The sequence below is a fragment of the Colwellia sp. PAMC 21821 genome, from assembly GCF_002077175.1.
Classification (GTDB): Bacteria; Pseudomonadota; Gammaproteobacteria; order Enterobacterales; family Alteromonadaceae; genus Cognaticolwellia.
Genome location: NZ_CP014943.1, coordinates 4,820,407 through 4,839,645, shown reverse-complemented (window position 1 = coordinate 4,839,645; position 19,239 = coordinate 4,820,407). Strand labels below are relative to the sequence as shown.

The window sequence follows — 19,239 nt, the reverse complement described above, 5'->3', positions numbered from 1 at the left end:
GTTTTTCCGCTGTTAATTCAGTTATTTATGCATAGAATATTTATTTCCTCATGAGCGTTTGTTTACACCATCATCCTTTTCTTTCTTTCTTTATTAGCCAGCCCTAATGACGCCAGTACATAGCATCTGATGCTGACAGCACGGACAAGCCCGTTTTGCTTTGGGTTTGGATGGTGTGATGCTTGGCGGTAAAAGGTGAGTAAACTCGGTTAATAAAAACTGTATCAATAATCGTATTTTCCTAGCGCCCGAGGATAAGAGACCATAGTCTCGAACACGCTGTAACCCTTTAGGTAATGCATGCTGTAATATCAGCATCAGAAACGTTAAGGTGGGTAGCGTACGTGTTTCAGTTTTTTTAGTGGTGCTATTTGTATAACGAAAGGTGACGTTTTTATGGTCATGGCTGATAATATCTTTGTCCGCTAATACACCACGATAAAGGTATCTTGAAAGGTATTTTAACGCAGGCAGACCATAGCCCACCTTTTTACAATGAACGACCCATTGCTTTGGCATGATGTTAATGTCTTTCAGCGATAACTCAGGATGTTGGTTAATTGCCTCAAATATGCGAGCTCGCCATACCTTAGCGAGTGCCTTCGCATTAAACAAATAACCCGGCTTGCCTTGCTTCCACTGCTTACGTTTTGCATCATAACCGCCATTGGGCACTATGATATGTATATGAGGATGCAGCTCACGTCTTCTGCTGTGGGTATGTAAAACACTCGTAAACCCTATTGTCCCTAACTTATTACGTCGTGCAAAATCTTTTAAGATTGACGCGCTGACACTAAACATTATTTGATATAGGGCTTTAGGTCGCTTGCGAGCTAACGCTCTTAACTCATAGGGCAAGGTAAAGGTTGTCATGTAATATTGCACAGGTAAGCGTTTTTGTTTTTGTCTTTCAAGCCACGTTGACGTTGTGCTTTGCTGACATTGTGGGCAGTTTCTATGACCACAAGAAAGCGCTTGGCTCTCATGATGCTCACAAGCTGAGCATGCCCATAATGATTGACCTTGTTGCCCCGTTTTACATGACAGCATGGCAAAAATCGCTTGGCGCATATCATGTGATAGTTGACGGCTATACTGAGTTTCAAGGGCTTGATGATGTTGACGTAGTAACGCGATAAAGGTGCTCATTTTACCGACCATGTAATGGTCAATTTATCTGTTAATTGATTTACCGCGCGTGACATATCACGTTGTTTAACTTTCGTGAGTTGTGTGTAGCGTGCCGTGGTGTTGAGACTTGCGTGTCCCAATAGATGCTGTAAAGAGCGTAAATCAAGCCCCTGTTCAAGCAGGTGCGTAGCATAACAATGACGCAGCGAATGTGGGCTAATGAGTTTTTTAATGTGGCAGTCTTGAAGCACACGTTTTAACGCTTTTTGAACACTGCCTTTATCCATAGGCGTATTCGTTTTTGTATGAGTTCCAGGAAAAATCAAACGCTCGTGGCGGTGAGTTTTCCAATAATCCCTTAGCGCTAAGAGGGTGAGCTCAGGCAGAGGTACCATGCGGTCTTTTCCTCCTTTGCCATCACGAACATGTACCAACATGGTCGATTTATCAATATCGTGTATGGTTAAATTAAGGCCTTCGCTTAAGCGTAACCCCATACTGTAAAGGGTCATAAAAAACACTTGGTAGCGAAGTTGCTTGGTTTGATTAATCACATCATCCACTTGCTTGGGTGTTAAAATATCGGGGATGCGTTTTACTTGAGGAGGCTTGACGATAGAAAGCCACTCCCATTGTTTATTGAGCGTATAGCGGTAAAAGAATTGCAAACCGTTACGGTCAAGTTTAATGGTACTCCAAGAATGGGTTTGAATGAGGTTGTTGAAATACAGCTTTAAGTCAGCCGTTGTTAACGTATCAGGTGACTTATCAAAAAAGGCTGTTATACGGCGTACAGCACGGGCATAAGCATCAATAGTTGAAGGACGTTTACCTTGCAGTCTTAAGTTGATAAGATGTTGTTCATAAAGAAAATTATAGTGTTGCTCTTGTGATGTATTCATGAGGTTATACTCCAATAACACACCGTCACAATGACGATGTTATTATTGAGTATGGAAGGTAGTTTCAAAGCTACTCTGCCGCAGAGCGGCTTCGTTCAACAAGCTGTTAAAGCGGGACAATTACAGTTGCTCGGTTTCGCTTCGCTACACATTTTAGCAAACAATTTTTTAGCCCCTTAACAGGGCGTTTTATGTTTATTAATCGGCTCGGCGCATTGCAACCTTGTAAACATTTCCTTTATCTCTTTTCCCAACTGATATTACGGTAACAGTAATTATCTCATCGTTTACTTCGTAGACTAAACGATAACCTGCTTGTTTTAACTTAATTTTGTATAATTCATTAGCCCCAGATAACTTCGCACTTTGAATGTGTGGGTTTTCTATAACTTCAGCTAATTTCTTTTTAAATTGTGTTTGGACAGTTGCTCCAAGCTTTTTCCATTCCTTTAGAGCTGACTTTTTAAATTCAAGCTCATAGGTCATTTAAACTAACCTTGATTGTTGTTTCATTTCTTCTGCTTTCGGCGATTGCCAATAACTCTAAATCTTCAACATGATCCATTAAAAATTCATAAGTCTTTGCTGGTACGCAATAAAAAGCAGGTTCATTTCTATTTAATACAGCAATAGGCTCTCCATTTGCACTTAGTGCTACTTTCATTGGGTTAGCTTTTAATTCACTAATACTTGCTGCTGCTTCGGTTAGTATTCTAGTTGTCATACATTACTCAGTACTGTAAAGTGGTCTTTAATTAGGTCTATTGTAGTCTCATAAACATAACAAGTCACTCAAAAGGGCAAATAACAGTTGGTTTTTGCTCCTTCGTCGCTTATTTTAACCAATTATTATTTGCCTCTTAGTGAGGCGATATGCCGCAAGGAAGAAATATGAGAATAACGGGTAATTCGGTTCAACAACGAAAAAAGTGTTTAGCTCACTTAGTGGTTGAGCACTTAATAGGCTTAGGGGAAGTTGCTGAGGTCGTTGAAAATGAAACTAATTCAGAGGGACATAAGGATCAGGTTGTCATAAAGAGTAGTCTTGGAATTATTCATGTAACCGCAACTGAGTCAATAGACCCAAATGCAACAATACCTATTGCAAACTATAAAGACCATAACCAAAATTTTCTTGCTGGAAAGGATTTTGTTGTTTTCGGCTGGAACACCAAAGATAAACGTACCATGTTAATATTTGTTAAAGCCACTAACTTACTTGGATTAATTAGTGTAAGTAAACCCCAAATAGTTAAATTGAAAACTAAAGAATACAGTGTCGCAATTACAGCATAAGTTGCTTAAACGGACAAAAAAAATAGCTGGCTGTGCTCGTTCCTCGCTATTATAGCTAGCTATTTTTAGCCGCTTAGCAAAGCGTTATATTTTTCTTAGAGTGCGGAGTTAATATCCATACTTTTATGCAATATTCGCACTATAAAGATCTGGTTGTTTTTATATTCTTTGTAATAAATCACATGGCTAGCTTGTGGGTATTTGCTGTAACCTTCTCTAATATAATCACAGTTAATACCTAGCTCGGCTTCATCAGCTAATAAATGAAACGTATTGTCTAAAATTTTTAGATAATCATTCCGCTGAGAAAGTCCCCATGTTATTTGAGTATATTTGGCTATTTTAATTAAGTCTGTTATAGCTTTTGAGGATAATACAAACTTCTTCATTAATGGTTATCTTTATCTAGTTCGACCAATAAGCTTTCATAGTTGTATTCTGCAACACCGCTCTGTTCGCCTTGAATTAGCATATTGCGTAAATTCAAACGCTTAGCTTCTTGATCTTCTAAAGCTCTTAATCCAGCTCTAACAATTTCACTGGCTGAGCCATAACGACCAGTTTTAAGTTGTTGGTTTATAAACTGATCAAAATGATCACCTAGTGTAACACTTGTATTTTTAGCCATAATTTAAAATCTTGTTAGTACCCATATATAATATATTATGGTATTAAGAGTGTAAGAAGTCACTCAAAAGGGCAAATAACAGTTGGTTTTTGCTCCTGCGTCGCTTATTTTAGACCACTTGTTATTTGGGCGTAAGATATTTTCACTAATAAAGGAGTATTTTGTGGGACAAGAATTTCAGAATCAATTTTGTTATGTATCTACACCGGAACACCAAGGTACATTTTTTGGAAAGTATATTTATATATATGCAGATAAGGGGCAGTTGTCACTTACAAGTGATGGCTTAGAATACGTTGGTGAAAAATCAAATTATCGTATTACTCGTAGCTCAATAAGGAATATCGAACTATCTCAATACTCTCGTGTTGCAAAACCTTTTAAATTGAATTTTATTAAAATTACTTATGTGGTTAATTCAATCGAAAATACAATTTTTCTCACCCCAACCAGCTCAAGCTTCACTCCTATTTATAAAACAAATCTGTTAGTAGGTAATTGGTTATCTAAGTTAATGGAAAACATGCCTGCCGAGCAAAACACCTAACTGCTGGCAACGCTTCGCTACACAATTTTAGTCAACAATACTTAGCTTTTTATTATGGAGTTGGTACACAATGAAACACCCTTGGTATTGGTCAAAATTTCAACATGATTTGTGGTTTAAGCAAAGAGAAGGCGGAGAGTTAGCTTTTTGGAAAACACATGTGCTTTTTTGGACGTTGTTTATGTTTGTTGTCAACGGTATATTTCCAATGATTTTTGGGGTTCCGTATGAAGCAGAAAAAACTATCGGTCACATAGTGTTTTCAATTAGTATTTGGCTAATAGCCGGTTTTTTATATGGCAAACTTTCGTGGTGTTTTGGTGAAAAGCTATACAATAAGTATTCAAATTAAATGTATCTAAGTTTATTAATTACCGTTACGGCCAAAAATGGGCCTTAACTGGCCGCGAAAAAAACGTGCGCCATTTATAAAAATCGTTAGGTAAATTTCAAGTTTTGAGTCAAATAGGATGTTTTTGAAAAAATTAATACTCGTTCTGTTGGTCGCTAACTCTTTATCTGGCTGTACATCTGGTCATTCCGTTAACACTAATAACTGCATCGAAGTCGCCAATAAAACTGAAAATAATGGCGCTAAATCGGGTGATGATTTATTTAAGGAATGTTTGGATAAGCAGTATCAAAAAAACGATGCTAAAAAAGGCTTTTGGGAAAATTCTCTTGAAGCGCTATTGTTTTTTGTTTTGGATATGACAACATCATAATATGGTGTAAATTTACCTAACAACTTCAAACGGAAAAATACAGTTGGCTGTTTTCACTCTGTTCAATATTTTAGCCAACGTATGTCCCGCTTATGTAAGTGTTAGCACTACTGGAGATCGTCACTTGAATCTGAGTAAAGTATTCATAATTTTATTGTCAGCATTTTCTTTAAATGTTATCGCTTCGACTCAAGAAGAAATTAAACATCTTTTAAGCTTTGTAGCATCTACTGAATGTAAGTATGAGCGCAATGGCACTATGCATAATGGTAAAGAAGCTGTAGAGCATATAAACAAGAAGTATGCATATTACGCCGAAGATATCGAATCAACAGAAGACTTTATAAAGTATTCTGCGACTAAGAGTAAAATGTCGGGTAAATATTATAAAATTCATTGCAGCAGTAACGCTCCATTGAAAAGTCAGGATTGGTTGTTAAACGAATTAAGGGTTTACAGGCAAGCACAAAAGTAGTGTTAAGCTGTTCAAACGGGACAAAAAACAGTTGGTTTTGCTCCTGCGTCGCTTATTTTAACCAATAGTTTTTATCTCATTATGATGCTCGTTAAGTGCCAAAAGGATTTACGTTATGCCGACAAATTTAAAGTTAAACTATGTAGAATTACCCGCCAAAAATATTCCCGAAACAAAAAAGTTCTTCGAGGACGCATTTGGTTGGAGCTTTACTGACTTCGGTCCCGATTATACTGCTTTTACTGATGAAGGATTAGATGGTGGTTTCTACAAATCGGATTTGTCTTCGCTAGTTTCAAATGGCTCTGCCTTGCTTGTATTATTAACTGAGGACTTGGAGCAAGCTCAAGCTACTGTAGAATCATTTGGTGGTAAAATTTCGACTCCAATTTTCTCATTTCCTGGAGGGAGTCGATTTCACTTTATCGAGCCTAGTGGTAATGAATTTGCAGTTTGGTGTTTATCTGGCACATAAGAATTTAAAGCGGGTCTGCTAACAGTTTGTTCGGTTTAGCTTCGCTTCACAATATTAGCAAACTATTATCAGTCCCTTAAAGGGGCGTTTGCACTCAATGAGAGCCTAGTATGTCATCTGTACCTGAAAAAGATTGGAAACTATTCCGAAAGCTACTAAGTGATTTAACGGCCAAAGCTTGTGAATTAATATTTGTTAAAGTTGATGAGCTAGCTAAAAATAGAAAAGGGGCTGAGCATAAGTCTTACTTAGATCTATATGGCTTAATTCAAGACGAAGATGCAAAAATTGCTGAGATGTTCAATAATCCAACTCGTAATAATGCATTGTTGAAATTAGTTGCATTAAAAAGTTATGGTGTTTTTACTGTAGAGCAATTTCAAATGTTCAGCCAAGAAATGACCTGGTCAACTAAATTCAGACACCCCAGTTAAGTTCGTTAAGCTACCTTTTTCAATTCTCTTTCTTTGCCTTCATACACATTTGGACTTTGGTAGCCCAGATATGAGTGCAATCGGTTGCTGTTGTACCACATCGTTATGTAGTTCATCACATCTTGTTGAGCGTCATAACGGGTTTGATAGTTACGCCAATGTACGCGCTCTTGTTTTAAGCTACCAAAGAAGCTCTCTGCTACCGCATTATCCCAGCAGCAACCTTTCTTACTCATGCTGCCCACAAAGCCATGTAACCTGAGTATTCGCCTATATTGATGACTCGCATATTGAACGCCTTGATCTGAATGTACTATCAATCCTGCCTTAGGTTTTCGTTGCCACATTGCCATCGTGAGCGCATCACAAACAAGTTGAGCTTTCATCCGTGTGCCCATGCTCCAACCAACAACTTTACGCGAGTATAGGTCGATTACTATCGCCAAATATAGCCAGCCTTCTGAAGTCCAGATGTAGGTAATATCTTGCACCCACGCTTGATCAGGTTGTTGAACATCAAAGTTTTGCTCAAGTTCGTTCGCATAAATGGGCTTGTTGTGTTCGCTATTTGTCGTTGCTTTATATTTTTTCTTATAACGCACCCAAACATTCGCCTCTTTCATTAACTGCGCTGTTTTTCTGCGGCTAACAGGGTAACTAAGTGCATTTAAGGATTTTTGAATACGTCTTGCGCCATAAGTATTGTCGCTAAACTTAGCGATGTCTTTTACCCATTCCAACATCTCTTGATGCGTTGTATCAATGGGCTTTTGAGCCTTTCTTTTTTGATAACTATAATAGTTGTTACTTCTTACACCCAATACGCGACACATCAGTATCACGGGCCAGATCTTCTTATGTTGGGCAACAAACGAATATATTACTTCGTTTCCTTTGCAAAGAAGACCGTCGCTTTTTTTAATATTTCACGCTCCATTTCTAGGCGCTTGACTTGGGCTTTAAGTTTACGGATTTCATCTTGCTCTGGCGTAAGCTTTCCATTTCCTCTAAAAGCATGACCATCATCATTTTCAGCTTCTTTGATCCATCGGCCAAGCACTTGCGCACTGACGTCTAGATTTCTAGCAGCTTCAGCTACAGGATAGTTTTGATCCCTAACGAGGGTGATTGCATCTAGTTTGAATTCTTTTGAATAAGTTTTACGGTTTTTCATTTATATCTCCAGTTAAGTCAATTATGTCTTAACTGAGGTAGTCGAATCAATTAGACCACGTCAAAACACAAGATAGAGTTGATAGTATCCTTGAGTTGAGATGCTAACAAGCGTTTGAACAAGGAAAATAAAAGTTGGTTTTTACTCATTCGTCGCTTATTTTAACCAACCATTATTTACGCTTAGCAACGTGTTATGTTTTTTAACAAAGACTTGTAGTTCTAAAATTTGTATTTTAAAGCTTCAGCTAAAGTTGTTGTTATTACCTATAATTTTATATCGCCTTTACGCTGGGCATGCATAGATTTTTCAAGTTTACTTTCATAAAGTTTGTCCAATTTTTTAATTGGTTTTTTCTTAAGTATTGAAAATATATTCATTAACCTATAATTTAACGCCTAAGTTTATACGTTACGTAATGTGTTTTGATTTTAAATAAATACTAAGAAAAAATGAGCAAGCTAAATGAAAAAATTATCATGGTTAATATTTACCGTTTTACTCTCCTCCTGCACATCTCAACCTCATGCAAAGACTAATGCCCCTTTTGATGGTATTAAATTTGATAACATTGAACCCTTTGAAGATAAAAGTATAGTTGATTTGCTCAAGTGGAAAATGGGTAGTATGAGTGAATCTACTCCTTGGCCAGATGAAATTGACTCTAAGCAGTTTAAACCTGCTAGCCAAAGATCTGTAAAGCCAATTATTACTGTCATCAACCATGCATCAGTTCTTATTCAGGTTGATAATTTAAACATATTAACAGATCCTCAATATTCTCTCAGAGCTTCACCTGTTCAATTTGCTGGACCCAAGAGAGTCGTTAAACCTGGTATTGCCTTTGATGATCTGCCTCCAATTGATATTGTTCTTATTTCTCATAATCATTATGACCACCTAGATCTTGATACGCTCAAGCGCTTAAATGACAGGGATGCTCCCAAAGTCTTTGCAGGGTTGAAAACGAAGTCATTTTTAGAAGATAACGGAATTAATGCCGCTGTCGATCTGGATTGGTGGCAAAGTATTACAACTAATAAAACTAAGATTACTTTTGTTCCCTCACAGCACTGGTCGGCAAGAGGCCTATTCGATAAAAGAGAAATGCTTTGGGGTGGGTTTTATATTGAAAATGCTTATAAGATCTACTTTGCCGGAGACACAGGATACGGGAAGTTCTTTAAAAGCATTAAAGAGAAGCTAGGGGCACCGGATCTTTCTTTGATTCCAATTGGTGCTTATGAGCCTAGATGGTTCATGAAAGATGCCCATCTTAATCCAAAGGATTCTCTACAAGCATTTAAAGACCTAGAGAGTAAAAAGATGATCGGGATTCACTTTGGGACTTTTAAGTTAACTGATGAGGGATATAATGATCCAATTGAGACGCTTCAAGAAGAAATTAAGAAATTAAACATGGATCCTCTAAAAGTCATTATTCCTACTTTTGGAAAGCCTTATTTAATCTAGGTTTTATTATAGTCAGGCCACTATTGATAGTGCTTATAAGTTTTGAGGCTAAAAAGGTAAGGCATTTAAACTGAAAAATGACAGTTGGCTTTTGCTCCTTTGTCACTCATTTTAGCTAACAATTTTTAGCCCCTAACGAGGCGTTGTATGTTTTTGATATTGTGAGTTATCTAATGAATTTAAGTGTTAAACAAAAATTTGAAACCTATCCAGAAAATGTTGCTGTTTTACTCAGCAATATACGTGACCTAATTCTGAGTGTGGCTAAACAAGATGGCATATCTGATTTAACGGAAACCTTAAAATGGGGTGAGCCTAGTTATGTTTCAAAGAGTGGTAGTACAGTTAGATTTGATTGGAAAGCGAAATACCCAGAGCAACACTGCATTTACTTTAATTGTAAAACATCTCTAGTTGAGACTTTTAAAGAAGTTTATGGTGATATCTTTAAATATGACGGTAATCGTGCAATCATTTTAAATATTGAGCAAGAAATTCCCAAAGAGTTAGCGCATTGTATTTCTATGTCTTTACGCTACAAACATATTAAGCACTTAGTTTTACTTGGTGCTTAAAACATAAAACATAAAACATTTAACAAAAAATTCAAACGTAAAAATAGAGTTGGCTATTTCACAGTGCCCACATTATAGCCAATTACATTTTCCGCTTAAATAGGCGATATCTTACAGTGAAACGAGGTTTACATGAGGTTACTATTAATATTATCGATGTTTGCATCATCAGTATTCGCATCAAAAGTTGATATAGATACTTATTCAATTTCTTTAGAATATGCTCAGGTTACAAACGTTATAGCTACTGAAAAATCAAGCGGTAGTTGGTGTTTTGGTACTTCAGTTCGACACAATGACCAAGGCTGGGAGCATTACGCAGATGGCTGGGAAGTTATAGATTTAGAGGGTAATCAACTTGGATACCGTCAACTTGCTCACCCTCACGATAATGAGCAACCATTTACACGTAGTCAGTGTGATATCAAAATTCCAGCAGAAATATCTAAGGTAATAGTACGTGCCAAATGTAATAAACATGGTTTTGGTGGTAAGCCGTTTATTTTAGACCTAAAAGCTAATTAAGGTCGTGGTATATTCGGTTGGACGTGTCTATTGAGCATTTTTATACTAAAAAGTTAATACATGCGTCCACATAAGTTGGCTACGTTTCGCTTTGCTACACTATTTTAGCCAACCATTACTTAGCCTGTAAATTGGGCGTGATAAAGAAAATATTTACTCAGGAGTATTATCCCAGATGGAATTAAAAATAAATGTTATCGATGCTTTTACTGATGCTACTTTTAAAGGCAACCCTGCCGCTGTAATTATAACTGAAAATTGGCTCTCAGTTGAGCTTATGCAATCAATTGCTGTTGAAAATAACCTTTCAGAAACTGCATTTGTTAAAAAAATAGATAGTCAACATTATGAAATACGCTGGTTTTCACCAATAACCGAAATTGAGTTTTGCGGGCATGCAACATTAGCTGCATCATTCGTTATTTTTGCTAAAAGTAATCATTTAAAATCAATTGATTTTTTCGCTAAAGCCGTTGGAAATTTATCAGTTACAGAAATGGATAATGGTTATATTCAAATGAGTTTTCCTAATAGGCAACCTAAAGTCGTTGACGATATCCCATTAGCTTTATTAAACGGATTATCAATTAAACCTGTGGAAGTATTGTTAAATGACCAAGCGTATTTTGTTGTCTATGAACAAGAAGCCGATGTAAAAAATGTAATGCCTGATATTGAATTACTAAAACAGCTTGCACCTTTTGATATTGTGGTAACTGCTAAGTCGAGTGAGTATGACTTTATTTCTCGTTATTTTTGGCCTGCTAATGGTGGATACGAAGATCCTGTCACGGGATCTATTCATAGCGGCTTAGCTCCATATTGGGCTAGTAAATTAAATAAATCCGAACTCATTGCATATCAAGCTTCTAAACGCGGCGGTAAATTAATATGTAGTATTAAAGGGAATAAAGTTTATATCTCAGGTAAAGCTGTTCAATATCTAGAAGGTAAAATTACAGTTTAGACCTTTTGCTTTATAAGAATATAAGCAAAAGGTCTAAAGTAAGTGTATGGGGGAAAGCGTCTAGCCTTGCTTAATATTCCAAGGCAACAGGTGCTCTAGGCTCTCTGGGTTATATCCTCCCCCTCAAAGCAATACTAAATTCTTCTACGCATCATAAGTGCCATACCAGCTAAACTTAAACCAAAAATTCCAATTGTAGACGGTTCTGCCACAGTTACAGAAGAAGGAGTATATTCAAATTCAGCGACTACTCTCCCCCAAGCCGCGTTTGAGAAGCTGTTTGAGAACGAGCCTAAACCTCCTTGCTGAGGATTAATTTGGTTCCTCAGTTCAGTTCTAGCAAATGTAGAAAACATAAAGTCGATAGGGTTACTGCCTAAAAACGCGCTAATGTCGGTGTTAGTCAACATTGAGCTAATTTCACCCGTTGTGATATCGTATTCAAATGTGTCGCCAGTTTGCATAGTAAATAAACCTGAAGCAGCACTTTGTGCCTCAATTAAGGCATAAAAACTGTTTGCTGAAGCAAAAGTAAAATCATCAGCAACGCTACTTTGCACCATCCAGTCATCAGTCAAAAATATACCTACGTCTGTGCGGCCATCCGCCACACTATTATTGGTAGAAGAGCCTTGGCTAGTAATTTGGCTGTACACCATTAATGATACGCCAGTCAAAGTACCTAAACTGATATCGAATGTGTTTATGGTTAAAATTTGGGTTAAAGGAGATAATTCAGCGATATCAGTTGAACTTCCTTGCGTACCGAATGAAACATCTTGCGTGATTAATTCTGCTTGCACACTGAAACTTAAAACAGCAACAGCAACAGCAACAGCACTTACCATTTTTTTGTTAAACATTTTTGCTTCCTTAAATGGTTGCATTTTGAAATTAGATATTTTATTAGTCCAGAGCTTGCTAAAAATTATAGCAGCGATTGAATGGGTTCGCGTAGAAAATCTCAAGGGTGATGTTAACACCAATTTTTTAAGGATTAACTGGAGGATTAATTGGACATCCAGATTAACTGAGACGCAGTTCACATGACGCTTACATAAAAACAAACAAAGCCACTTTGTTCGCCTATGCTTTTAATAGTTTTCTAATCTATGGTAGCAAGGCGGTAGCTGTATAAAAAGTTTTGCACTTACAACTTCTTACAAGTTCATATTTGCTTATAAATACAACTAAGCATAAATTTAATACAATATATTATCTTTTTTACTAAGAGGGACTTATGAAAGTATTCCACAAATGGATAATTCTGGCAGCACTATTGTTTTTAGCTCTTGCATCATACAGTTATGGGTTTTCAAACGGTGTATTTGCATTTGTTGCTTTGGGTATTATTTTTGAGCTAGCATTTTGGCTTAAAATTTTTGGTAAAACGCAACGTTCGAGTAAAACAATTAATTAATCTATCGGCTGCAAAATACTGCTAAGGTGTTAATCAAACGAAAAAATAACAGTTGGTTATCGATTATCGCCTACTTTTATTTTAAACTTATTGAGGCGTTATAACCCTTTGGAGTTTACTTTAAAATGGATATGCATGAAAAATATAGTGATGAAGCTAGAATACAGCTTAACTTTTTTTCTTTTATGGTTATTGCTATTTGGATTTGTTTTGGGGTTGGTATCGCCTTTTCAATAGCTTTTAATTTTATGATAACTACTACGGCTATAGATGAAGAAACTGCGAACACAATGTTCTGGTTTTCATCATTAATGTATGGGTTTTTGGGGTTTATATTTTCTTTAATTGGCGCTGCATTAATCTACCCAGTATACAAGTTCTGGTGCGATAAAATGCGAGGTCAAAGGGTTAAGGGTAAATTTGCATTAATTCAACGCGGGTCTTAAAAAACCGTTATAACAGGACAAAATTTATCTGGCTGTTTACGTTCCTAAACATTATTTTCAGCTATATTTTGCATCTCAAGCGGACGTTATAAGCATCCTAAAAACTTAGCATGGAGGCTAATATGATATTAAGAATCCTATCAGCACTTTTATCAATCAGTATGTTAGTAGTTTTTATATGGACTTTGTTAGTCGAAAATCAGCAGATACAATATCTTCAATTAATAGGGTTTATACTCTTTGCTATTTACGCTTATGGCGGCAATAATGAATTTAATCGTTTTAAAATATTTAAGTTCTTTAATCAAAAAGTAAATAAATAGTATTAATCTGCTTTCGTGCATATAACAAAGCATTGAAAGGAAAAAATAGTGACTGTTTCACTCTGTTCACAACTTTAACTAACAATTACTTACCCCTTAGTGAGGCGGAAAGTATTATTAGGAGTATAGACGTAAATGGATTCACCAGAGTTAGCCATTATATTACTAAATCTAATTATAGTTTTAGTCGCGTACCTTTCTATATATCCCAAGTTAGCGGGGAATAATTTTAATAAGATTTCATTTTATGACATATTTGCTTCAGGCTTTGCTTTGTTGGTTGTAGGTCTGAATTATTGGGGGAGTGGGTATGAATTTAATTTGTTGATTTTTAACACAAATTGGTTTTGGTTTACGCTTATTATTTATGGATTAATAGAAATACCTATCATGGTTTGGTACTTTAAAAAGCAAAAGGTTAAGGTGTAAATAAAACTGATTAGGCGATTAAGAGGGACGATTTACTGTTGGCTGTTTTCATTCCATTCAACATTATAGCCATCGATAAACCTCTTCTTGGCAGGGGGTAGCTTTCATCTTATTCTAGTGTAGATTAATTTTTTCATTCTCTTTGTAATAAAAGTAATAAAACAACTAGGACACCCATTATTAATTGAAAATTAGCCAGCTAGCGTTAATGAAATAGTATGATAAATGAGCTGCTCTGGAGTTCGATAGCTTTAAATCTCAAGGATGAAGATTTGTTTAAACTACTAGAGAATACCAACCAACCTCTTAAATATTATATATTTAAAATCTATTTATTAGTGATCTGTATAGGGCTTCCTCTTGCTATTTTTCTGGGATTCTTATTCCCAAATGCTGCGGTACCTGATTTTGAACTAGGAACGGAAGTATTTGTAGGTGCCGTACTTATATCGCCAATATTAGAAACTATTTTAATGATCCCCGTTATTTACTTACTCAGGAAAACCACCACTAATATAGTGGTGGTTTCAATACTTAGTGCTCTGATTTGGGGAGGAGTGCATTCCATGCAAGTTCCCTTGTGGGGAGTAGGTGTTTTTACTCTTTTTTTCATGATGTCTATGGCATACCAATATTGGGATGCTCATTCAAGAGGGCATGCGCTGTTTGTCGTTACCATAATTCATGCGCTAAATAATGCTACTTTTTTTCTATTAGGATTACTTGAAAGCTAAATGGTTACTTAAAAAGCTTCGTCATCGAAGCCTCATAAATCACTAAGGAGTTTGATAGCATGGATTCACTTGTCATCGACATTTTCTTTTTCGGGCTGGCATTGATTCCGTTAATTTTAAATTTTTCTTCGCTTGCTGTAGATGTGTTAATAAAATCATATTGCAAAACAATAAGTAAAAATAAAAATTATATCGTTGTTGTACCAATTGCCATTTATTTAATTTATGAAATGTCATTAAAAACAAATTTGGCAGCTCAAATAGGTTTAATTAGAGGATTGGTTCTATTTTTTTATATCTATTCTTGCGGTATCGCTTTTTTGGTTAATCAAGCCTGTAAAATAAGTTACAAAGAGAGTTAAAATAGTAAATAAATCAAATGGGACAGACAGCTACTTGACTAGGAGCTGACTAGGACACGCACTGTTACTTCTGTATTTTATTACTTTTAATGAGTTGCTCTATCACCCCAAATATCTTCTAAACGGCTATCTCGTCCGCAGCGCCAACGATAGGTGTTGTAGCGTATTGGATTATTTTTATAATAGTCTTGATGGTAGCTCTCATCACCCTTTATAGGATAAAACGTACTGGTGTTTAATATAGGCGTAACAACTGTTTGATTGGGAAACTCAGCTATGACAGCTGCTTTTGTTTTTTCAGCCAGTTTACGTTCTTGATCGTTTGCAACAAAAATGGCACTTAGGTAGCTTGGACCTTTATCGCAAAATTGGCCTTTGGCATCAAAAGGGTCAATGTTCACCCAGTAATGATCGAGTATGCCTTGGTAGCTCACGATTTTCGGGTCGTAAGTTATTTCAACCGCCTCATAATGGCCGCGATGATCACCGTTATAGGTTGGGTTTTCAATTTTTCCACCAGTAAAACCTGATACAACAGCAGTGACGCCTGGAAGCTTTTCAAAGTCAGATTCCATACACCAAAAACAACCGCCAGCTAAGATGGCTTTTTCAGTGACTTCTGCATAGCCAAGCGATGCATAAAATAGTGCAGATGTTGTTAAAACTAATCTTAATGTTTTTTTCATAAGAATCTCGTATCTAAATGATGTTGTATAAAAATTTATGTAGGCATACCTAATAGACCCGCTATAAGAGAAAGGTATTTCATTTTTTGTTTAAGGGGGGATTTTGGTTTTTTTGATAAAAGAAATAATAAAAATAATGAGGACATCCACATCAAAATAATTAGCAAAATAATTAGGACACCCATGCAGAAGTGTATGGTTTTTTATTGAAGTATGAAGAATTAGCATACAGAGTGGCTAATTCTTCACAATTTATAATAAAAGCAGGCTCAAAATTAACTTGGGTTGCATTGTAAGAAATTTAGTTATTACTTGTTGACTTTATATCATCTAAAACTGGTGTGACAGGTAGGGGTACTTTCATTATTTTACTCGTAATAACACCTGAGACCATTGCACCTGAGACATTTAAAGTCGTGCGTGCCATATCAATTAAAGGCTCTATTGAAATTAGCAGGGCGACTATTTCTATAGGCAGTCCCATAGTAGGTAGTACGACGAGTGCAGCAAAAGTAGCACCGCCACCCACACCTGCAATACCAAAAGAGCTGATCACAATAATACCCACCAAAGGTATTATGAACTCGATTGTCATTGGATCAATACCAACACTTGGAGCAACCATCATTGCAAGCATGGCGGGATAAATTCCGGCACAGCCATTTTGACCGATAGTAGCACCAAAAGATGCTGATAAATTAGCTATGGCTGGCGGTACTTTAAGTTGATTAACTTGTACGTCAATATTCATTGGGATTGAAGCGGCTGAGCTGCGTGAAGTAAATGCAAAAGTCATGACCGGCCAAATTTTGGTAAAGTATTCTTTTGGATTAACCCCCACTAAGCTCAATAATAAGCCGTGCACAATAAACATTATTAATATTGCAACGTAAGAGGCGACAATAAACGATAGTAAATTAAGAATATCGTTACCACTTGAGTTTGCGACCACATTCGCCATTAGTCCTGCTACACCATAAGGAGTTAGGGCTATTACCATTTTGACCAAATTCATTACCGTGGCTTGTAAGGCATTTACACCCGTACGAATAGGGGATGCAAGTTCGCTGCGATCAAGCATTACCTTACGTGCAGCTATGCCGACTAATACACCAAAAATAACCACCGCAATAATGGAAGTTGAGCGTTCATTACTTAAGTCGGCAAATGGATTTTCAGGAATAAAACTTAGCAACATTTGTGGTACTGTCCAATCGGCAACAGTAGCAGCTTTGTTTTGTATGGTGGTCATTTCTGCCGTTTCGCGCGTACCGGCCACTAGGCTGGCTATGTTCAAATCAAAACCATAGGTTACAGCAATACCAACCAGTGCTGATATGGCGGTAGTGAACAGCAAAATAGAAATACTGACAAAGGAAATTTTACCCAACGAACCTTGGTCTTCAAGTTTGACTACTGCAGCAATCATAAACACCAGTACTAAGGGCATAATAACCATTTTCAACAGCCCAACATAGCCTTTACCCACTACGGAAACCCAGCTTAAAACGTCTTGGGTGGTTTGTGGTTGTTCTGCGAATAAAAACTGTAATGCTAAACCGAATACACTACCAACTATTAGACCAAATAGAACAGTGCGTGATAAGGTTTTACTTTTTTTTGAAAAAAGATAGATAGAGAAAAGTAAGCCAGAAAATAAGGCTAGCATCAATAATACAGTGAACGACATAGTACCTTCTTTAGGAGCTGTGATTTAGCGCGGCACTTTAACGCATAGTTCTAAATTAATAAAGAATGCTTGTGCTATGAGTTAGACGAAATTGATATGCTCTTATTACGTTTAATTACTTAGGTATCTATAGCAACTTAATTGAAAAGTATCAATCTCTCTACTAGGATTGATTAACGAGTCAAAGTAAAAGGATTTTATTAATGACTACTGCCAGAAAACAACTTATTAGTTTAGTTGATACAGCATATTATCACTGTATTTCACGCTGTGTTCGCCGTGCCTACCTTTGTGGTGAAGATAAACTCACTGGCAAAAGTTTTGAACACCGCCGTGGTTGGGTTGAAGATAAACTGCTTGCATTAAGCCAGGTGTTTGCCATTGATATTTGTGCATACGCCATTATGAGTAATCACACTCACTTAGTACTTTTTATTGATGAGGCTAATGCTAAAGCGTGGTCAAGTGAAGAAGTATTAAAACGTTGGCACCAACTCTTTAAAGGTACATTGTTAACACAACAATTTTGCCGTGGTGATCCCATTTCTGACGCCTTAAAGTCAACGTTAAACGATACTGTTGAATGTTATCGCAGTCGGTTAATGGACATTAGTTGGTTTATGCGTTTACTCAACGAGCGTATCGCCAGAAAAGCGAATCAAGAAGATAATTGTACCGGACGGTTTTGGGAAGGGCGTTTTAAATCACAAGCCTTGCTTGATGAACCAGCGCTTGCGGCCTGTATGGCTTATGTTGATTTAAACCCTGTTAGGGCAGGTGTTGCCAATACGCCAGAAAGCTCAGCCTATACCAGTGTGAAAGCGCGCGTTATTCAAGCTAAAGTGGGTAAGCAGCCGACACATCTATTGCCCTTTGTGGGTAACCCTAAAAGCAACATGCCTAAAGGTTTACCGTTTGAGTTAATAGACTACCTCAAATTAGTCGAATTGACAGGTCGCTGTATGCGAGAAGATAAACTAGGATATATAACCGATAACCAACCCGAGCTACTGCAACGTTTAAACATCTGCTCAGAAAATTGGTTAACGCTAACAAAAGGCTTTAGAAAGTTATTTCATGGGGCGGTAGGTCATACAACTGCCTTGACCGTTTATTATCAGCACCATGGAGTTAAACGAAGACAAAACCTCAAGTGCTGTGAGAAACTATTAGCTTAAACTATTTAATTTAACGAAAGTTGATAACTACAATCCCTCAATCGTCCCGAGTTGGGTCTCATCTCTATGGCCAAAAAACAGTAAAACGCTTAAATTGACATTTAATTTAATGGTTGAATGATTTTTACCAATCTACAATTAGCCACGTTATCCATTTTGATTAACTAATACTGATTTTTATGCTACTTATTGACCTGAATTTTAAATGGGTGTCCGAGTTGTTTTATTAAACAGTAAATTTAGTTAGGATGGATGTCCTAGTTGTTTAGATGGATGTCCGAGTTGTTTTTTACGAGTTGTTTAGGAGAACGTCGAAATTGAACCAATTAACAGAAAAACTTATAGAATGTCCATATTGTGCTGAGACGATTAATGTTCTTATTGACTCATCGGACATAGAGCAACAGTATATTGAAGATTGCCAAGTCTGTTGTAAACCCATAAATTTCGTGGTCTCTGAAAGTGCTGATGGCGAGCTAACCGTGAATGTTTATAGCGAAGATGATACGTTCTGAATAACCAATATCAGCAAAATATGATGGCCAGGAAATCTGATTAATTTAAGTAACTTATGCATTAAAAGTTACACCTTTTTAGCGCTAGTTTTAGTGCTGTTGCTTCTAATTGTTGCTCTATATTTT

The 19,239-nt window shown here is 36.6% G+C and carries 28 protein-coding genes and 1 pseudogene; 18 read left to right on the top strand and 11 right to left on the bottom strand.

The window, feature by feature from the left end:
• Positions 1-93: 93 nt before the first annotated feature.
• The 4 genes from A3Q33_RS20335 to A3Q33_RS20320 all read right to left on the bottom strand — a co-directional run bounded on the left by A3Q33_RS20335 (position 94) and on the right by A3Q33_RS20320 (position 2,760).
• Positions 94-1,152, bottom strand: coding sequence for an IS91 family transposase (locus A3Q33_RS20335; RefSeq protein WP_081178443.1), 1,059 nt, complete (start codon positions 1,150-1,152; stop codon positions 94-96).
• Positions 1,149-2,036, bottom strand: a complete 888-nt coding sequence (locus tag A3Q33_RS20330) for a tyrosine-type recombinase/integrase (protein WP_081178441.1) — start codon at positions 2,034-2,036, stop codon at positions 1,149-1,151. The genes A3Q33_RS20335 and A3Q33_RS20330 overlap by 4 nt, the downstream gene beginning before the upstream one ends.
• A 198-nt stretch (positions 2,037-2,234) precedes the next feature.
• On the bottom strand, positions 2,235-2,522 hold the full coding sequence (locus tag A3Q33_RS20325; RefSeq protein ID WP_081182040.1) for a type II toxin-antitoxin system RelE family toxin: 288 nt from the start codon (positions 2,520-2,522) through the stop codon (positions 2,235-2,237).
• The gene (locus A3Q33_RS20320; RefSeq protein ID WP_081182038.1) at positions 2,512-2,760 is read right to left on the bottom strand and encodes a type II toxin-antitoxin system Phd/YefM family antitoxin; all 249 of its coding nucleotides are present in this window, start codon (positions 2,758-2,760) and stop codon (positions 2,512-2,514) included. The genes A3Q33_RS20325 and A3Q33_RS20320 overlap by 11 nt, the downstream gene beginning before the upstream one ends.
• 167 nt (positions 2,761-2,927) lie before the next feature.
• Here A3Q33_RS20320 and A3Q33_RS20315 point away from each other — a divergent pair, with 167 nt between their 5' ends.
• Entirely contained in the window at positions 2,928-3,332 is a 405-nt protein-coding gene (locus tag A3Q33_RS20315) for a hypothetical protein (protein ID WP_081182035.1), read from the top strand.
• A 95-nt stretch (positions 3,333-3,427) separates the two neighbouring features.
• On the opposite strand, the gene A3Q33_RS20310 is transcribed toward A3Q33_RS20315, so the two are convergent.
• Entirely contained in the window at positions 3,428-3,721 is a 294-nt protein-coding gene (locus A3Q33_RS20310) for a type II toxin-antitoxin system RelE/ParE family toxin (protein WP_081182033.1), read from the bottom strand.
• Positions 3,721-3,960: a type II toxin-antitoxin system ParD family antitoxin gene (locus A3Q33_RS20305; protein WP_081182030.1), complete on the bottom strand. Its 240-nt coding sequence runs from the start codon at positions 3,958-3,960 to the stop codon at positions 3,721-3,723. Before A3Q33_RS20305 ends, A3Q33_RS20310 begins: the two co-directional genes overlap by 1 nt.
• 163 nt (positions 3,961-4,123) lie before the next feature.
• Between A3Q33_RS20305 and A3Q33_RS20300 the strand changes: the two genes are divergently transcribed.
• The 6 genes from A3Q33_RS20300 to A3Q33_RS20275 all read left to right on the top strand — a co-directional run bounded on the left by A3Q33_RS20300 (position 4,124) and on the right by A3Q33_RS20275 (position 6,616).
• Positions 4,124-4,507: a hypothetical protein gene (locus tag A3Q33_RS20300; protein ID WP_081182028.1), complete on the top strand. Its 384-nt coding sequence runs from the start codon at positions 4,124-4,126 to the stop codon at positions 4,505-4,507.
• Positions 4,508-4,577: 70 nt separating this feature from the next.
• Positions 4,578-4,859, top strand: a complete 282-nt coding sequence (locus A3Q33_RS20295; protein ID WP_081182025.1) for a hypothetical protein — start codon at positions 4,578-4,580, stop codon at positions 4,857-4,859.
• A 124-nt stretch (positions 4,860-4,983) separates the two neighbouring features.
• A complete protein-coding gene (locus A3Q33_RS20290; RefSeq protein WP_155866819.1) occupies positions 4,984-5,232 on the top strand; it encodes a hypothetical protein in 249 nt (82 codons plus the stop codon).
• Between the two features lie 43 nt (positions 5,233-5,275).
• The gene (locus A3Q33_RS20285; RefSeq protein WP_231295737.1) at positions 5,276-5,707 is read left to right on the top strand and encodes a DUF5329 family protein; all 432 of its coding nucleotides are present in this window, start codon (positions 5,276-5,278) and stop codon (positions 5,705-5,707) included.
• Positions 5,708-5,822: 115 nt separating this feature from the next.
• On the top strand, positions 5,823-6,182 hold the full coding sequence (locus tag A3Q33_RS20280) for a VOC family protein (protein WP_081182018.1): 360 nt from the start codon (positions 5,823-5,825) through the stop codon (positions 6,180-6,182).
• Between the two features lie 110 nt (positions 6,183-6,292).
• Positions 6,293-6,616 carry a hypothetical protein gene (locus tag A3Q33_RS20275; protein WP_081182015.1) on the top strand — a complete coding sequence of 108 codons (324 nt, stop codon included), beginning with the start codon at positions 6,293-6,295 and terminating at the stop codon, positions 6,614-6,616.
• A 5-nt stretch (positions 6,617-6,621) separates the two neighbouring features.
• On the opposite strand, the gene A3Q33_RS20270 is transcribed toward A3Q33_RS20275, so the two are convergent.
• Positions 6,622-7,790, bottom strand: a protein-coding gene (locus tag A3Q33_RS20270; protein ID WP_155866728.1) for an IS3 family transposase whose coding sequence is annotated in 2 segments (ribosomal slippage) — positions 6,622-7,544 and positions 7,544-7,790 — 1,170 coding nt in all. Because the reading frame shifts where the segments join, the coding sequence is not laid out codon by codon here.
• Between the two features lie 272 nt (positions 7,791-8,062).
• Positions 8,063-8,164: pseudogene (locus A3Q33_RS20685) on the bottom strand (DUF6435 family protein); the annotation flags it as partial.
• Between the two features lie 91 nt (positions 8,165-8,255).
• On the opposite strand from A3Q33_RS20685, the gene A3Q33_RS20265 reads away from it, so the two are divergent.
• The 4 genes from A3Q33_RS20265 to A3Q33_RS20250 all read left to right on the top strand — a co-directional run bounded on the left by A3Q33_RS20265 (position 8,256) and on the right by A3Q33_RS20250 (position 11,330).
• Positions 8,256-9,263 (top strand): MBL fold metallo-hydrolase, encoded by a 1,008-nt coding sequence (locus tag A3Q33_RS20265; protein ID WP_081182013.1) that lies wholly within the window; start codon positions 8,256-8,258, stop codon positions 9,261-9,263.
• A gap of 173 nt (positions 9,264-9,436) precedes the next feature.
• Positions 9,437-9,838: a DUF1801 domain-containing protein gene (locus A3Q33_RS20260; protein WP_081182010.1), complete on the top strand. Its 402-nt coding sequence runs from the start codon at positions 9,437-9,439 to the stop codon at positions 9,836-9,838.
• A gap of 132 nt (positions 9,839-9,970) precedes the next feature.
• Complete coding sequence (locus A3Q33_RS20255; protein WP_081182008.1) at positions 9,971-10,363, top strand: hypothetical protein; 393 nt, start codon at positions 9,971-9,973, stop codon at positions 10,361-10,363.
• 175 nt (positions 10,364-10,538) lie between these two features.
• Positions 10,539-11,330: a PhzF family phenazine biosynthesis protein gene (locus A3Q33_RS20250; protein WP_081182005.1), complete on the top strand. Its 792-nt coding sequence runs from the start codon at positions 10,539-10,541 to the stop codon at positions 11,328-11,330.
• 134 nt (positions 11,331-11,464) lie between these two features.
• Here the strand turns inward: A3Q33_RS20250 and A3Q33_RS20245 are convergent, their stop codons facing one another.
• A complete protein-coding gene (locus A3Q33_RS20245) occupies positions 11,465-12,193 on the bottom strand; it encodes a PEP-CTERM sorting domain-containing protein (protein ID WP_081182003.1) in 729 nt (242 codons plus the stop codon).
• A 377-nt stretch (positions 12,194-12,570) separates the two neighbouring features.
• Here A3Q33_RS20245 and A3Q33_RS20240 point away from each other — a divergent pair, with 377 nt between their 5' ends.
• From A3Q33_RS20240 to A3Q33_RS20215, 5 genes are all read left to right on the top strand, one after another.
• Positions 12,571-12,750 (top strand): hypothetical protein, encoded by a 180-nt coding sequence (locus A3Q33_RS20240; protein WP_081182001.1) that lies wholly within the window; start codon positions 12,571-12,573, stop codon positions 12,748-12,750.
• Positions 12,751-12,875: 125 nt separating this feature from the next.
• Positions 12,876-13,196 (top strand): hypothetical protein, encoded by a 321-nt coding sequence (locus A3Q33_RS20235; RefSeq protein ID WP_081181999.1) that lies wholly within the window; start codon positions 12,876-12,878, stop codon positions 13,194-13,196.
• Between the two features lie 458 nt (positions 13,197-13,654).
• Entirely contained in the window at positions 13,655-13,948 is a 294-nt protein-coding gene (locus tag A3Q33_RS20225; RefSeq protein ID WP_081181994.1) for a hypothetical protein, read from the top strand.
• A 218-nt stretch (positions 13,949-14,166) separates the two neighbouring features.
• The gene (locus tag A3Q33_RS20220; RefSeq protein WP_081181991.1) at positions 14,167-14,682 is read left to right on the top strand and encodes a CPBP family glutamic-type intramembrane protease; all 516 of its coding nucleotides are present in this window, start codon (positions 14,167-14,169) and stop codon (positions 14,680-14,682) included.
• Positions 14,683-14,741: 59 nt separating this feature from the next.
• Complete coding sequence (locus A3Q33_RS20215; RefSeq protein ID WP_081181989.1) at positions 14,742-15,044, top strand: hypothetical protein; 303 nt, start codon at positions 14,742-14,744, stop codon at positions 15,042-15,044.
• An 86-nt stretch (positions 15,045-15,130) separates the two neighbouring features.
• On the opposite strand, the gene msrA is transcribed toward A3Q33_RS20215, so the two are convergent.
• Positions 15,131-15,730 carry a peptide-methionine (S)-S-oxide reductase MsrA gene (msrA, locus tag A3Q33_RS20210; protein WP_081181986.1) on the bottom strand — a complete coding sequence of 200 codons (600 nt, stop codon included), beginning with the start codon at positions 15,728-15,730 and terminating at the stop codon, positions 15,131-15,133.
• Positions 15,731-16,031: 301 nt separating this feature from the next.
• On the bottom strand, positions 16,032-17,420 hold the full coding sequence (locus tag A3Q33_RS20205) for an L-cystine transporter (protein WP_081181983.1): 1,389 nt from the start codon (positions 17,418-17,420) through the stop codon (positions 16,032-16,034).
• A 203-nt stretch (positions 17,421-17,623) separates the two neighbouring features.
• Between A3Q33_RS20205 and A3Q33_RS20200 the strand changes: the two genes are divergently transcribed.
• Entirely contained in the window at positions 17,624-18,598 is a 975-nt protein-coding gene (locus tag A3Q33_RS20200; protein WP_081181981.1) for a transposase, read from the top strand.
• 317 nt (positions 18,599-18,915) lie between these two features.
• Positions 18,916-19,113, top strand: coding sequence for a CPXCG motif-containing cysteine-rich protein (locus A3Q33_RS20195; RefSeq protein ID WP_081182830.1), 198 nt, complete (start codon positions 18,916-18,918; stop codon positions 19,111-19,113).
• Positions 19,114-19,239: the final 126 nt, after the last annotated feature.